We start from the raw sequence: 14915 nt of genomic DNA, 5'->3' as shown, positions 1-14915 counted from the left end.
GAATTCGACCGATCCCAGGGTTATGCCGATCGCGTGGAATCAACCGCGATCGGCATACTGCGGAATTCGACCGATCCCAGGAGTATGCCGATCGCGTGGGATCAACCGCGCTTGGCATACTGCGGAATGCGACCGATCCCAGGGTTATGCCGATCGCGTGGAATCAACCGCGATCGGCATACTGCTGCGCGATTCAACCGCGATCGGCATACCCGGAACCGACCGGAGTCACGGCAGACGAATCAGCCCTTCTCGCGCCACTTGCGCTCGAACGGCAGCCGCCACGCGTTCGGCGCGATGAGCTGGTGGATCTGGTTCGGACCCCACGACCCCGGGGCGTAGGGACGCACCGGCGGCGGATTGTCCAGCAACGGCTGGCTGATCTCCCACAGGCGCTCGATGCCATCGGCCGTCGTGAAGAGGGTGTGGTCGCCGCGGACGGCGTCGTAGATGAGCCGCTCATACGCCTCCAGCACGGACCCGGCCCAGTCGGTGTCCTGCACCGCGAACTGCATGGAGACCTTGTCCATCCGGAAGCCGGGGCCCGGCCGCTTCCCGTAGAACGACAAGGACACGCGGGCTTCGTCGGCGAGGTCGAAGGTCAGGTGGTCCGGTCCCTGCTGGCCGACGCCGGACCCGGACGGGAACATCGACTTCGGCGGCTCCTTGAACGCGATGGAGATGATCCGCTGCCCCTCGGCGAGCTTCTTGCCGGTGCGCAGGTAGAACGGCACGCCGGCCCAGCGCCAGTTGTCGATGCGGCATTTCAGCGCCACGAACGTCTCGGTCTCCGACTCCGGGTCGACACCCTGCTCGTCCCGGTAGCCCTGGTACTGGCCGCGCACCACTTCGGTCGGCTCCAGTTGCACCATGGAGCGGAAGACCTTGTTCTTCTCCTCGGTGATGGACACCGGATCCAGGGAGGTGGGCGGCTCCATCGCGGTGAACGCCAGCACCTGAAACAGGTGGGTCACCACCATGTCGCGGTAGGCACCGGTGCCTTCGTAGAACGCTGCGCGGCCCTCCAGGCCCAATGCCTCGGGCACGTCGATCTGGACGTGGTCGATGAAGTTGCGGTGCCAGATCGGCTCGAAGAGCCCATTGGCGAAACGGAACGCCAGGATGTTGAGCGCGGCCTCCTTGCCGAGGAAGTGGTCGATGCGGTAGATCTGCGACTCGTCGAACACCTCGTGCACCGCGGCGTTCAGCTTGACCGCGCTGGCCAGGTCGGTGCCGAACGGCTTCTCCATGATCACCCGGGACCCCTCGACCAGACCGGCGGCCTCGAGGGTCTTGATGACGTCGAGCGCGGCCTTGGGCGGCACGCTCAGGTAGTGCAGGTGCTGGATCGGCGGCGCCATGTCCTTCTCCGCCTCGGTGACGCAATTACGCAGTGCCGCAGGCCCTTCGGAGCCGGGCACGTAGTGCAGCCGCCGGGCGAAGGCGTTCCACACCTTCGGCTCCACCGGGTGCTTGCTGAACTCGTGGACCGCCTTCTTGGCGAACTCGATGAACTCCTCGCGGGACATCCCCTCCAGCGAGGTGCCGATCACCCGGAGGTCGGCGAGCAGATGGGTGTCGAAAAGGTGGAACAACCCTGGAAGCAGCTTGCGCCGGGACAGGTCACCGGTCGCACCGAAGAGGACGAATGTGGTCGAATCCTGCATGGCGTCTGGCGTCATACCCCCAACCTTCCACCTTGAGCCGTCGTGGCGGAAGCCGGGTGAGGATTACGCCGCGCTGGCGTTGCCCCGGCCGCGCTTGAGGTAGGCCCAGCCCAGCGCACCCAGCGCCGCGCCGGCGACGCAGGTCCACGGCCACCAGCCGCGGCCGTTGTCGTGCAGCGCCGGTATGACGAGGGTCGCCACCAGCGCGACGACCCACATCGCGACGCCGATCTCCACGACGCGCAGCACATCGACCTTCACCGGCAGCAGGTCGTCGGCGGACAACGCAGCGGCTTCCTCGGACGCGGAATCGTTCACGCACGCAAGCCTAGGGCACCCCACCGCTCGGCCGGACCGACCGCATTGGCCCTACCCTTCTGCCCATGAGCTCACCCGCCCTCGCGCCGAACGCGTTGGACCGCTTCTTCAAGATCACCGAGCGTGGCTCGACGCTCAGCCGGGAGATCCGTGGTGGTCTCGTCACCTTCTTCGCGATGGCCTACATCATCGTGCTCAACCCGCTGATCATCGGCACCGTCCGGGACGACGGCGGCCATGGGCAGGTGCTGGGTGGCGGCACGGACCCGCACTTCGCCAAGATCGCCGCCGCGACCTCGCTGGTCGCGGGCGTCATGACGATCCTGATGGGAACGATCGCCAACTATCCGATGGCGATCGCAACGGGCCTGGGGCTCAACGCTTTCGTGACCTTCTCGATCGCCGCGCTGCCGGACATGACGTGGGCCGACGCGATGGGGCTGGTCGTCCTCGAGGGCATCGTGATGCTGGTGCTGGTGCTGTCCGGCTTCCGCGTCGCGGCGTTCAAGGCGTTGCCGCCGCCGATGAAGACCGCCATCAGCGTCGGCATCGGCCTGTTCATCACCTTCGTGGCGTTCTTCGACTCCGGCTTCATCCGGGCCGGTGCCGGCACCCCGGTGCAGTTGGGTGTCAACGGTCAGCTGAACGGCTGGCCGTTGCTGGTCTTCTGCATCGGGTTGATCGCGGTGATCGCGTTGTACGTGCGAAAGGTCAAGGGCGCCATACTGATTGCGATCCTGGGGACCACGGTGCTGGCGGTCATCGTGCAGGCGATCTGGCAGCCCGGCGCCAACCCGGACGGCAAGAACCCGACCGGCTGGGGGCTCAACGTGCCCAAGCTGCCGACCGACTGGATCGCCACCCCGGACTTCAGCCTGGTCGGTCATTTCAGCCTCTTCGGCTCCTTCACCAAGATCAGCGTCATCACCGCGTTGCTGCTGATCTTCTCGCTGGTGCTGGCCGACTTCTTCGACACCATGGGCACGATGGTGGCGATCGGCAGCAAGGGCGACCTGCTGGACGAGACCGGGACGCCGGCCGACGCACAGAAGATCCTGGTCGTCGACTCCGTCGCCGCCGCGGCCGGCGGTATGGCGTCGGTGAGTTCCAACACCGGTTACATCGAGTCGTCCGCGGGTGTCAGCGAGGGCGCCCGCACCGGCCTGGCTGCTGTGGTCACCGGCGTGCTCTTCCTGTTGGCGACGTTCCTGTCGCCGGTGGTCGAGGTCGTGCCGTACGAGGCGGCCACGCCGGCGCTGGTGCTGGTCGGCTTCCTGATGATGCAGCAGGTCGGCGGGATCGACTGGCACGACTGGGACATCGCCATCCCGGCATTCCTCACCATCGTGCTGATGCCGTTCTCCTACTCGATCACCGTCGGCATCGGCGCCGGGTGTATCGCCTTCGTCGTGGTGAAGCTGGCACGCGGCCGGGTGCGGCAGGTGCCGCCGCTGATGTGGCTGATCGCCGGGCTCTTCGTCATCTACTTCGCCATCGCACCGGTGCAGGACGTTCTCGACCGGATCTTCTGATCCCTCTGTGCGGCTCCTCGCGAGGCGGGTGGCGGCGTCGCTCGCCCCGCTCGCTGTCGCCGCCACCCGCCTCGGTCGTCGCCTCCGCGGCCGTCGGTTTGGCGTGCGATCACCTGATCGTGGCCACGACCCTCCACCTGCGGGTCGGGTTAGCCCGACAGAGCACTGACCGGTTCACAGGATCGGCAGCACGGCGCGCGATTCCTAGCCTTGAGACATGACATATTCACTGGTGATGAGTGGCGACGCGCAGCCCGGGTCCGGACCGATCGGCAGTCTCGGCGGCCGGCGGCGCGGAGTCGTCGACCGCACCCTGCGCAGCTCGCTCTACCTGCTGGTCGCGTGGCCCTTCCATCTGGCCATCTTTCTGGTCGACATCGTCCTGCTCTCGACGGCGCTGTCGGTGGTGCTGGCGCCGGTGGCGGTCCCGTTGGCGATCGTCTGCGCATCCGGGGCGGCCGCGCTGGAGCGCCGACTGCTCAACACCCTGGTCGACGCCGACGCGCCATCGACCCCGCGCGCGCCGGCGATGCGGCACCTGGCCCGAGCGCCACGGGAGCGATGGATTGACTACATCGGCCGGATCCTGGCCAGCCCGCGGACCTGGCTGGAGATCGTGTGGACGCAGGTGGCCTGGCTGGTCTCGACCGTCACCTGGACGCTGACAATCGGCTGGTGGTCGGTCGCCATCGGCGCGACGGCCTGGCCGGCCTACGGCTGGTCGATCCACGGCCGGAGCGGCAACCAGGATCTGGCGGACCTGATCGGTCTGCATTCGTATGCCGCTGCCGCCGCGACGTATGTCGTCGTCGGTCTGTTCTTCTTCGCGACCCTGCCGTTGTTGATGATCGGGCTCGCTCGAGGTCAAGGGTTGCTGTCCACTGCGCTGCTCAGCCGGGCGCAGCAGGAGGCCAAGATCGCCGAGCTGACCCAGTCGCGGGACGCGGCGCGGGTCGCCGAGTCGGCGCAGCTGTCCCGCCTGGAGCGCGACATCCACGACGGACCGCAGCAGCGTCTGGTCCGGCTGAAGATGGATCTGGCGCGGATGGAGCGGCAGGTCGGCGAGGACAGCCACGCGATCCTGGGTCTGCGGGCCGCCATCGCGTCGACCCAGGAGACCCTCGACGAGTTGCGTGCGCTCTCCAAGGGCATCGCGCCGCCGGTGCTGGCCGACCGTGGCCTGGTCGCCGCGGTGCGTGAAGCAGCCGGGCGTGCCACGATCCCGGTCACGGTGGATGCCGAGTTGCGCGAGGTGATCCTGCCGCCGCACCTGGAGCAGGCGGCATACTTCGTGGTGTCGGAGGCACTGACCAATGTGGCCAAGCACAGCGCCGCGCGGTCGGGACTGGTTTCCATGCAGGTCAACGGAATCGAGCTGATGGTGTCGGTCACCGATGACGGTCAGGGTGGCGCGCACCTCTCCAAGGGCAGCGGGCTGCTCGGCCTGCAGAACCGCGTGCGATCGGTCGGTGGCACGCTGGCGGTCGAGTCACCGGTCGGCGGACCGACCACGGTGCTGGCGGTGCTTCCTCTAACCTGACCACATGCGCATCGTGGTGGCCGACGACTCGACGCTGCTACGAGAGGGAGTCCAGCTCATCCTCGGCGACGCCGGACACCAGGTGGTGGCCGGCGTCGGCGACGGAACGGCGCTGATCGAGGCAGCGCTGCGCGAGCGACCCGACCTGATCATCACCGATGTGCGGATGCCACCGAGCGGCACGGACGAAGGGCTTCGGGCGGCGGTGCGGATCAGGGCGGAGTGGCCAAACGCGCCCATCTTGGTGCTGTCGCAGTATGTCGTCGAGGCGTATGCCGACGAGTTGCTCGCCGCCGGCACCGGATCCATCGGATATCTGCTCAAGGACCGGGTGGGTGACATCGACGAGTTCCTCGCCGCGGTCGAATCGGTCGCCGGTGGCGGCACTGTCCTCGACCCACAGGTCATCGCGCAGTTGATGACCAGGCGCCGGGATCCGTTGGCAACATTGACACCTCGTGAGCGGGAGGTGCTGTCGCTGATGGCGCAGGGCCTGTCCAACGCCGCGATCGCCGGACGGCTGGTCGTGACGTCCGGAGCGGTCGAGAAGCACACCCAGCGCATCTTCGCCAAGCTGCAACTGTCCCCGGAGGACACCGCCGGTCACCGCCGGGTGCTCGCGGTGCTGGCGTTCCTGCGCGACTGACACTGGCGTCGGTCGAGTGCCGGACACCTTCAGTCGGCGGCGGGTATGTCGTCCGCGTCGACGATCCGGTAGGCGTAACCCTGCTCGGCGAGGAAGCGCTGCCGGTGTGCGGCGAACTCGGCGTCGACGGTGTCCCGGGTGACCACGGTGTAGAAGTGCGCGGTCCGGCCGTCGCCCTTGGGGCGTAGCACCCGGCCGAGCCGTTGCGCCTCCTCCTGACGCGAGCCGAACGTGCCGGAGACCTGGATCGCCACGCTCGCCTCGGGCAGGTCGATCGAGAAGTTGGCGACCTTGCTGACCACCAGCTTGTTGATCTCACCGTCCCGGAACTGCTGGAAGAGCTTCTGTCGCTGCGCGACCCGCGTCTCGCCGGTGATCAGGTCGGCGCCGAGACGCGCGGCGAGCGACTCCAGTTGGTCCAGGTACTGCCCGATGACGAGCGTCGGCTGGCCGTCGTGCTGCCGGACCAGCTCCTGCACCACCGACTCCTTCACCGGTGCGCAGGACGCGAAGCGGTAGCGGTCGTCGGGTTCGGTTGTCGCGTACGCCATGCGGTCACTTTCCGACAGCGTCACCCGGACCTCGACGCAGTCCGCGGGGGCGATGTACCCCTGTGTCTCGATGTCCTTCCACGGGGCGTCATACCGCTTGGGGCCGATGAGGGAGAAGACATCGGACTCGCGGCCGTCCTCGCGCACCAGCGTCGCGGTGAGCCCGAGCCGGCGGCGCGCCTGCAGGTCGGCGGTCATCCGGAAGATCGGCGCCGGGAGCAGGTGCACCTCGTCATACAGGATGAGGCCCCAGTCGCGCGCGTCCAGCAGTTCCAGGTGCGGGAAGACGCCCTTCCGCTTGTGCGTCAGCACCTGGTAGGTCGCGATGGTGACCGGGCGGATCTCCTTGCGGGCACCGGAGTATTCGCCGATCTCGTCCTCGGTCAGCGAGGTGCGCGCCAGCAGTTCGTCGCGCCACTGCCGCGCGGAGACAGTGTTGGTGACCAGGATCAGCGTGGTCGCCTTGGCCTGCGCCATCGCGCCGGCGCCGACGAGTGTCTTGCCGGCGCCGCAGGGGAGTACGACGACGCCGGAGCCGCCGTGCCAGAAGCCGTCGACGGCCTGCTGCTGGTAGGGCCGCAGTGACCAGCCGTCCTCGGTCAGGTCGATGCGGTGCGCTTCGCCGTCGACATACCCGGCGTCGTCCTCGGCCGGCCAGCCCACCTTGATCAGCTGCTGCTTGATGGCGCCGCGCTCGGAGGGATGCACCAGCACGCTGGAGTCGTCGAGGCGGTCGCCGACCATCGGCGCGATCTTCTTGTGTCGCAGCACCTCGGCCAGCACCGCGGTGTCGGTCGTGGTGAGGACGAGGCGGCCCTCATCGTCCTTGCGCAACAGCAGCCGCCCGTAGCGGTCCATCGTCTCGGCGATGTCGATCAGCAGCGGATTGGGCACCGGGTAACGGCTGTAGCGGATCAGCGCGTCGACGACCTGCTCGGCGTCGTGCCCGGCGGCGCGGGCGTTCCACAGCCCGAGTGGCGTGACCCGGTAGGTGTGCATGTGCTCAGGTGCGCGCTCCAGCTCCGCGAACGGTGCGATCGCTCGCCGGGCTTCGGTCGCCAGAGGATGATCGACCTCCAGCAGCACGGTCTTGTCGCTCTGGACGATCAGCGGTCCGTCGGTCACGCGGGTGTTCCCTTCGAGAAGTTGCCGATTAACCGTAACGACCGGAGCCGGCCAGTTCTTCCGCCACTGCGGCGCTCTCGCCTCGCGCGCACCCCGTCCGCGTGGTCAGCGGGCGGTCGGGTAGCCGGCGAGCAACGCCCTCGCGCACGCCTCGCCCTCGTCGATCGCGACGTGATACTCCTCGCGCAGCATGGTGGCCATCGTGCCGGTGTAGGCGATGAACAGCGCACTCGCCAGCGATCGTGCCCGGCGTCCGGCGATCGGGCGGGAGTGCTCCAGCAGCCGGTCGCGCAGCAACTGGGTCTCCTCGGCGAGCACCGCGGTCAACCGTTCGCTCGGGTGCGGTATGGCGGCAGCGGCGCCGCTGAACGCGCACCAGCGCTCGGTCAGGTGGTCACGCTGGTAGACCCGCAGCGCCGGCCAGAGTGCGAGCAGTCGCTGCGCATCGGTGGTCGCGCGGGAGATCTGCTCGTCCCACACCCGGGTCCACACCTGCAGGCGTCGCTGCAGTGCCGCAGTGACCAGCCCTTCCTTGTTGCCGAAGTGCGAGTAGAGGCTCGGCGGTGAGGCGCCGGCCCGCCGCAGGATCACGTCGACCGGGGTGGAGACGGAACCATCCATGAAAAGGACCTCGTCGGCCGCATCCAGCAGCCGATCGCGCACGGGAGCTGTTCTCACCCCGCGAGTATAACGCTCGTTATGATATAACGGTCGTTATCGAGTCGCCGGGTGGCCGCACGACCGGGTCGCGCGACGAGACCACGCAGCCAGAACCATGGAGGACACCTGTGCCGAGCATGTTCATCGACGGACAGTGGTGCGACGCCGCATCGGGTCGCGAACGCCAGATCATCTGCCCCGCCGATGGATCCGTCGTCGCGACAGTGCCCGAGGGTGACGCGGCGGACGCGGCACGTGCCGTGCGGGCCGCCCGGCAGGCCTTCGACCGCGGCGAGTGGACCGGCACCGGCTCGACCGATCGTGCTCGTCTGCTCTACCGGCTGGCCGACCGGCTGGAGCAGCAGAAGGACCAGGTCGCCCGGCTCGAATCGCTCGACACCGGCAAACGGCTGGTGGAGTCCCGCATCGACATGGACGACATCGTCGCTGTGTTCCGGCACTTCGCCTCGCTCGCCCAGGCGCAGGCCGGCCGCGTGGTCGACACGGGCATGGCCGATGTGTCCAGCCGGGTGATCACCGAGCCGGTCGGGGTGTGCGCGCTGATCACGCCGTGGAACTATCCGCTGCTGCAGACGGCCTGGAAGGTGGCGCCCGCGCTGGCGGCCGGCAACACGTTCGTGCTCAAGCCGAGCGAGCTGACCCCCCAGACTGCGGCCTGGCTGATGGGTGCGCTGGCTGACCTCGGCCTGCCGGCCGGGGTGGCCAACCTGGTGCTCGGCAGCGGTGCCACGGTCGGGGCGGAGCTGACCACGTCGCCGCTGGTCGACCTGGTGTCCTTCACCGGCGGCGTCGAGACCGGACGGACGATCATGGCGGCCGCGGCCGGCACGGTGAAGCGCGTGGCCCTCGAACTCGGCGGCAAGAACCCCAATGTCGTCTTCGCCGACGCCGATCTGCCCGCCGCGATCGACAACGCGGTGACTGCCGTCTTCCTCGACTCCGGACAGGTCTGCTCGGCGGGCGCCCGGCTGGTGGTGGAGGAGGAGATCCACGACCAGGTCGTCGAGGAGATCGTCCGTCGTGCCCGGCACATCCGGCTCGGCGGGCCGTTCGACGAGAATGCCGAGACCGGCCCGCTGATCAGCGAGGACCACCTGCGCAAGGTGGCGTCATACGTCGAGACCGCCGTGCAGCAGGGCGCCCGGCTACGCTGCGGGGGCGAGCGCGCCGGCGGCGAGTTCGCGCACGGCTCCTACTACCTACCGACCGTGCTGGACGACTGCACCAGCGCGATGGACTGCGTGCACGACGAGTCCTTCGGCCCGGTGCTCACCGTCGAGACCTTCTCGGGTGACACCCGCGACGAGGCCGAGGACGCTGCCGCCCGCATCGCCAACGACACCGTCTACGGCCTGGCCGGTGCGGTCTGGACCGACGACGCCGGACGCGCGGAGCGTATGGCGCGCCGCTTGCGTCACGGCACGGTGTGGATCAACGACTACCACCCCTACGTGCCGCAGGCCGAGTGGGGCGGCATGAAGCAGTCCGGCATCGGCCGGGAGCTCGGCATCGCCGGCCTGGCCGAATACCAGGAGACCAAACACATCTGGCACAACACCCGGCCCGCCCCGGCCGGCTGGTTCGCCATACCCGAGGACGACTGAACGCAGAGGAAGACGAGATGAAACAGAGTTATGACTACGTCATCGTCGGCGGTGGATCCGCCGGCTCCGCGCTGGCGAACCGGCTCAGCGCCGATGCATCGACCTCGGTGCTGGTGCTGGAAGCAGGACGTTCGGACTTCGCCTTCGATCCGCTGATCCACATGCCGGCCGCGCTGATGTTCCCGGCGGGAAACCCGCTCTACGACTGGGTCTACGAGACCGAGCCGGAGCCGTTCATGAACGGCCGGCGGGTCGCCCACGCGCGCGGCAAGGTGCTCGGTGGCTCCAGCTCGATCAACGGGATGATCTTCCAGCGCGGCAACCCCGGCGACTACGACAAGTGGGCCACCTTCGACGGGATGGAGCAGTGGGACTACGCCCACTGCCTGCCCTACTTCAAGCGCATGGAGTCCTGTATGGCGGGGGCGGACACCTGGCGCGGCGGCTCCGGCCCGCTGCGGATGGAGCGCGGCCCGGCCAGCAGCCCGCTCTTCCAGGCGTTCTTCGAGGCGACCCAGCAGGCGGGATATCCGCGCACCGACGACGTGAACGGTTACCGCCAGGAAGGCTTCGCACCGTTCGACCGCAACGTGTTCCACGGCAGCCGGCAGAGTGCATCCCGGTCTTACCTGTGGCCCGTCCGCGGCCGCACCAATCTCGACATCGCCACGCTCGCGACGGTCACCGGGCTGCGCTGGGAGGGCGATCGCGTCACCGGTGTCGACTTCGTGCGCGCCGGCCGTCGGCGCCATACGGTGCAGGCCGGCGAGGTCATCCTGTGCGGTGGTGCGTTCAACTCGCCGCAGCTGTTGCAGTTGGCCGGGGTCGGTGATCCCGAGACGCTGCGCGCGGCGGGCGTGACGCCGCGGATCGAGCTGCCGGGCGTGGGCGAGAACCTGCAGGACCACCTCGAGGTCTATCTGCAGCACAGCTGCCTGCAACCGGTGTCGATCGCACCGTGGCTGAAGAAGTGGAAGGCGCCATACATCGGGGCCCAGTGGCTGCTGTTCAACCGCGGCGTCGGCGCGACCAACCACTTCGAGGGAGGCGGCTTCATCCGCACCAACGATCAGGTCGCCTACCCGAACCTGATGTTCCACTTCCTACCGATCGCAGTGCGGTATGACGGCACCGCCGCCGAGGGCGGTCACGGCTACCAGGTGCACGTCGGACCGATGAACTCCGACGTGCGCGGCCACGTGCGCATCAAGGACGCCGACCCGCGGCACAAGCCGGCCATCCGGTTCAACTACCTGTCGACCGAGCGGGACCGGCGCGAGTGGGTCGAGGTGATCCGTGCCGCCCGGCACATCCTCGATCAGCCGGCCTTCGCCACCTTCGACGGCGGCGAGATCTCGCCCGGACCGTCGGTGCAGACCGACCAGGAGATCATCGACTGGGTGGCCAAGGATGCGGAAACCGCCCTGCATCCGTCGTGTTCGGCGAAGATGGGCACCGACGAGATGGCGGTGGTGGACCCGGCGTCGATGCGGGTGCACGGCACCGAGGGGCTGCGCGTCGTCGACGCATCGGTCTTCCCGACCATCACCAACGGCAACATCTTCGCGCCGGTGATGATGGTCGCCGAGAAGGCCGCCGACCTGATCGCCGGCAACACCCCGCTGGCCGCTGAGCACGCACCGGTCTACCGCGCCGGCGCGGGCATGCCGATCCACCCGCAGGGTGATCCGCGCAACGACGCCTGGGACGCGAAACCGGCAGTGCCCAGCGCCGAGCAGGCGATTGCCGGGGTGGCGCGATGAGCGACGATGTGACCTCGACCGAGGAGATGCAGCCGACCGACGGCGACCAGTCCACCGGCGCGATCACCAAGTGGCCGGTGCTGATCGTGTCCGGTGCGTTCGTCGCCGTCGTGGCAGGTTGGGCGATGCTGGACACCGACTCCGCTGCGACGGTGCTTGGCGACGTAGTGAGTTGGATCGCGGACGGATTCGGTTGGTTCTACATCGCATTGGCCACGGCCGTGCTGGTGTTCGTGATCTACATCGGCATGCGGTATCCGAAGGTGCGCCTCGGCAAGGACTCCGACCGTCCCGAGTTCTCCACCTTCTCCTGGGCCTGCATGCTGTTCGCCGCCGGCATCGGGACCGACGTGATGTTCTTCGCGGTGGCCGAGCCCGCGACGCAATACCTGCACCCGCCGCAGGGCAAGGGCGGCACGCTCGACGCAGCACGGGAGTCGACCGTGTGGACGCTGTTCCACTACGGCATCACCGGCTGGGCGATGTACACGATGATGGGCATCGCCCTGGGCTATTTCGCGCACCGCAAGGGGCTGCCGCTGGCAGTCCGCTCGGCGCTCTATCCGGTGCTCGGCAAGCGGATCAAGGGTCGGATCGGTGACGCGGTCGACATCGCCACCGTGCTGGGCACGATCTTCGGGGTGGCGACCTCTCTCGGCATCGGCGTGGTCATGCTGAACGTCGGCCTGGACGTGTTGTTCGGCATCGACCAGGGATTGCCGGCACAGATCGGCTTGGTCGCGCTGGCGGTGATCATGGCGACCATTTCCGCGATCTCCGGTGTTGACAAGGGGATTCGCTTCCTGTCCCAGCTGAACGTGCTCCTGGCGATCGGCCTTGCCCTGTGGGTGCTGGTCACCGGAAGCACCGGGTTCCTGCTGCGTGCAATGGTGATGAACGTCGGCGACTTCGTCTCGATGTTCCCCGGTATGACGATGGACACGATGGCCTACGACCACCCGACCGCATGGATGAGCTCGTGGACCCTGTTCTTCTGGGCCTGGTGGATCGCCTGGGCATCCTTCGTCGGGATGTTCCTGGCCCGGATCTCCAAGGGCCGCACCATCGGACAGTTCGTGTTCGGGACGCTGACCATCCCGTTCCTCTACATCATCATGTGGGTGTCGATCTTCGGCAACAGCGCCGTCAAGCGGATCCGCGACGGCGACAGCAGCTTCGGCAAGAATGCGGTCAACTCACCCGAGCAGGGCTTCTTCGATCTGTTGCAGCACTATCCGCTGCCGCTCTTCCTCGTCGGACTGGCGACGTTCGTGGGTCTGCTCTTCTATGTCACCAGCGCAGACTCCGGAGCACTGGTGATGGCCAACCTGTCCTCCGACCTGCCCGACTCCGAGACGGATGCCAAGCCGTGGCTGCGCATCGCATGGGCCGCCGCCACCGGGCTGTTGACGATCGCGATGCTGATGGTCGGCGGCGTCCCGGCGCTGCAGAACGCCACCATCATCATGGGGCTCCCGTTCGCGGTGGTGATGATCCTCGTGATGCTCGGGTTGCACCGCGCGCTGGAGTCCGAGCGGCTGCAGGCCACCGCGTTCCGAACCTCGTTGCCTGCCACCGCGATCGGCGGGGCGGAGCTGCGACGACCCGGCACTTGGCGCAGCCGGCTGAGCCGGTCGCTCGGGACAGTCAGCCTTAGGCAGGCATCCCGCCGGTTGGACACGGTGGTGCTGCCCGCGCTGCGGGAGGTCGCTGACGAGCTGACCCAGCGAGGTGTCGACGCGCGGATCGTCACCACTGACGAGCTGCCGGGCTCGACCATCCACTCGGTCGCGCTCGAGGTGCCCGGCAACGAAGCGGACACGTCATTCAGCTATACGATCCGGATCCGGCGGGCGAAGGCACCGGCATACGGCGGTCGGATGATCGAGGCCGATGACACCACTGCTCGCCTGGAAGTGGTCCTGCCCGGAGGCGGGACGTATGACGTCCTCGACTACTCCGCTGATCGGATCGGTCACGACGTCCTGGACCACTACCAGTGGTGGGCGTCCTCACAGGCGACAGCCGCCGACGCACTGGCGTGAGTGTGCTGGCTCCCCGCGGATCCTCTGCGGGGAGCTGGCACGACACGCGCCAGGGCAGCACAGCGTGCAGCACGACGAAAGGATCGAGATGCGCCGCTACCTCGGCTCTGCCTGCTAGCAGCTCGAACGGTGAGATTCCTCACCTGTGTGTGCAGGAACAGGCCAGGTGACGGCAGCGCTGTAGCGGTCATGGCTGATCTCTTCGACCCCCTGAACGTTGGCGCGTGGACGCTGCCGAACCGGCTCGTGATGGCGCCGTTGACTCGCAACCGTGCCGAGGGCACCGTGCCGGGCGACCTCGCAGTGGAGTACTACTCCCAGCGAGCCTCGGCCGGCCTGATCATCACGGAGGGCAGTCAGCCCACCCCCGAGGGCCAGGGCTACCTGAACACCCCGGGCTTCCACTCTGAGGAGCAGCTCGCCGGATGGCGCCGAGTGACCGACGGCGTGCACTCCAATGGCGGCCGGATCGTCGCTCAGCTGATGCACGCCGGACGTATTTCTCACCCTGACAACACCGACGGTCAGGAGATCATCGCCCCGAGCCCTGTGGCGGCCCCGGACGAGATGTTCACCGCCGACGGAATGAAGCCGTTCCCGACACCGCGCGAGATCACCCTGGAGGAGATTCCCTCGATCGTCGAGGGCTACGTGCAGGCCGCCCGCAACGCCGTCCAGGCCGGCCTCGACGGCGTCGAGGTCCATGGCGCCAACGGCTACCTCATCCACCAGTTCCTGGCGCCCGGATCCAACCACCGCACCGACCAATACGGCGGCTCGCCCGAGAACCGGGTCCGTTTCGCCTTGGAAGTCACCCGCGCAGTAGCCGACGCGATCGGCGCCGATCGCGTCGGTATCCGCATCTCACCCGCCCACAACATCCAGGGCGCCACCGAGGAGGACCCCGCCGACGTTGCCGCGACCTATCGGCTCCTGGTGGAGGGCCTCGCGCCGCTCGGACTGGCCTACCTGAGCATCCTCGCCGACCCGAAGCAGGACCTGATCCAGGACCTGCGTCGCGCTTTCGGCGGCGTGGTCATCGCCAACGACGGCTTCGGCGAGATCACCACGCGCGAGTCAGCGCAGGAGATCCTCGACAAGGACCTCGCCGACGCTGTCGCCGTTGGTCGTCTGTTCCTGGCCAACCCGGATCTGCCCGCTCGGTGGCGGACCGGCGCCGAGCTCAATGAACCGAACCTTGACACCTTCTACGGCGGTGGCGCCGAGGGCTACACGGACTACCCGTTCCTCGACGACTGACGAAGCCGACCAGCTGACCGCGCGGGGCGGCGGGTGCGAACGTCACCTATACGAAGTGGCCCCGTGTAACCCGCGAGCTCCGACAGCGCCCGAGTACGACTTGATGGCTGTGTAGGTGAGTTTGGAGAGCGTTTGTCGATGAGTCTCGACAGCACCTCGGCATGCCGCCGATTGGATGTCGGT

Annotated in this window: 11 protein-coding genes; 7 read left to right on the top strand and 4 right to left on the bottom strand. The window is 67.9% G+C overall.

Annotated features, from left to right (window positions below):
• Positions 1 to 242: 242 nt before the first annotated feature.
• Both zwf and ACYVBN_RS07700 read right to left on the bottom strand, forming a co-directional pair.
• A complete protein-coding gene (zwf, locus tag ACYVBN_RS07705) occupies positions 243 to 1682 on the bottom strand; it encodes a glucose-6-phosphate dehydrogenase (protein ID WP_460600004.1) in 1440 nt (479 codons plus the stop codon).
• A 48-nt stretch (positions 1683 to 1730) separates the two neighbouring features.
• Complete coding sequence (locus ACYVBN_RS07700; protein WP_440283858.1) at positions 1731 to 1985, bottom strand: DUF2530 domain-containing protein; 255 nt, start codon at positions 1983 to 1985, stop codon at positions 1731 to 1733.
• A 65-nt stretch (positions 1986 to 2050) separates the two neighbouring features.
• On the opposite strand from ACYVBN_RS07700, the gene ACYVBN_RS07695 reads away from it, so the two are divergent.
• From ACYVBN_RS07695 to ACYVBN_RS07685, 3 genes are all read left to right on the top strand, one after another.
• Entirely contained in the window at positions 2051 to 3517 is a 1467-nt protein-coding gene (locus ACYVBN_RS07695; RefSeq protein WP_440283857.1) for an NCS2 family permease, read from the top strand.
• Between the two features lie 217 nt (positions 3518 to 3734).
• Positions 3735 to 5057 carry a sensor histidine kinase gene (locus tag ACYVBN_RS07690; RefSeq protein ID WP_460600003.1) on the top strand — a complete coding sequence of 441 codons (1323 nt, stop codon included), beginning with the start codon at positions 3735 to 3737 and terminating at the stop codon, positions 5055 to 5057.
• 4 nt (positions 5058 to 5061) lie between these two features.
• Positions 5062 to 5703 carry a response regulator gene (locus ACYVBN_RS07685; protein ID WP_440283855.1) on the top strand — a complete coding sequence of 214 codons (642 nt, stop codon included), beginning with the start codon at positions 5062 to 5064 and terminating at the stop codon, positions 5701 to 5703.
• A 29-nt stretch (positions 5704 to 5732) separates the two neighbouring features.
• Here the strand turns inward: ACYVBN_RS07685 and ACYVBN_RS07680 are convergent, their stop codons facing one another.
• Positions 5733 to 7379, bottom strand: a complete 1647-nt coding sequence (locus tag ACYVBN_RS07680) for a DEAD/DEAH box helicase (protein ID WP_460600002.1) — start codon at positions 7377 to 7379, stop codon at positions 5733 to 5735.
• 105 nt (positions 7380 to 7484) lie between these two features.
• The gene (locus ACYVBN_RS07675) at positions 7485 to 8057 is read right to left on the bottom strand and encodes a TetR/AcrR family transcriptional regulator (protein WP_460600001.1); all 573 of its coding nucleotides are present in this window, start codon (positions 8055 to 8057) and stop codon (positions 7485 to 7487) included.
• A gap of 119 nt (positions 8058 to 8176) precedes the next feature.
• On the opposite strand from ACYVBN_RS07675, the gene ACYVBN_RS07670 reads away from it, so the two are divergent.
• From ACYVBN_RS07670 to ACYVBN_RS07655, 4 genes are all read left to right on the top strand, one after another.
• Positions 8177 to 9664: an aldehyde dehydrogenase family protein gene (locus ACYVBN_RS07670; RefSeq protein WP_460600833.1), complete on the top strand. Its 1488-nt coding sequence runs from the start codon at positions 8177 to 8179 to the stop codon at positions 9662 to 9664.
• Positions 9665 to 9681: 17 nt separating this feature from the next.
• Complete coding sequence (betA, locus tag ACYVBN_RS07665; RefSeq protein WP_460600000.1) at positions 9682 to 11427, top strand: choline dehydrogenase; 1746 nt, start codon at positions 9682 to 9684, stop codon at positions 11425 to 11427.
• A complete protein-coding gene (betT, locus tag ACYVBN_RS07660) occupies positions 11424 to 13472 on the top strand; it encodes a BCCT family transporter (RefSeq protein WP_460599999.1) in 2049 nt (682 codons plus the stop codon). Before betA ends, betT begins: the two co-directional genes overlap by 4 nt.
• Positions 13473 to 13661: 189 nt before the next feature.
• Complete coding sequence (locus ACYVBN_RS07655) at positions 13662 to 14732, top strand: alkene reductase (RefSeq protein WP_460599998.1); 1071 nt, start codon at positions 13662 to 13664, stop codon at positions 14730 to 14732.
• Positions 14733 to 14915: the final 183 nt, after the last annotated feature.

The organism is Flexivirga lutea (genome assembly GCF_054778955.1).
This window is presented reverse-complemented; position numbering and strand designations above follow the sequence as displayed.

What these genes read in the sequence shown, in the direction of transcription:
- ACYVBN_RS07695 (WP_440283857.1), top strand. Translation starts at nt 2,051, where the DNA reads ATGAGCTCACCCGCCCTCGCGCCGAACGCGTTGGACCGCTTCTTCAAG.
- ACYVBN_RS07655 (WP_460599998.1), top strand. Translation starts at nt 13,662, where the DNA reads ATGGCTGATCTCTTCGACCCCCTGAACGTTGGCGCGTGGACGCTGCCG.
- ACYVBN_RS07685 (WP_440283855.1), top strand. Translation starts at nt 5,062, where the DNA reads ATGCGCATCGTGGTGGCCGACGACTCGACGCTGCTACGAGAGGGAGTC.
- betT (WP_460599999.1), top strand. Translation starts at nt 11,424, where the DNA reads ATGAGCGACGATGTGACCTCGACCGAGGAGATGCAGCCGACCGACGGC.
- ACYVBN_RS07690 (WP_460600003.1), top strand. Translation starts at nt 3,735, where the DNA reads ATGACATATTCACTGGTGATGAGTGGCGACGCGCAGCCCGGGTCCGGA.
- zwf (WP_460600004.1), bottom strand. Translation starts at nt 1,682, where the DNA reads ATGACGCCAGACGCCATGCAGGATTCGACCACATTCGTCCTCTTCGGT.
- betA (WP_460600000.1), top strand. Translation starts at nt 9,682, where the DNA reads ATGAAACAGAGTTATGACTACGTCATCGTCGGCGGTGGATCCGCCGGC.
- ACYVBN_RS07670 (WP_460600833.1), top strand. Translation starts at nt 8,177, where the DNA reads ATGTTCATCGACGGACAGTGGTGCGACGCCGCATCGGGTCGCGAACGC.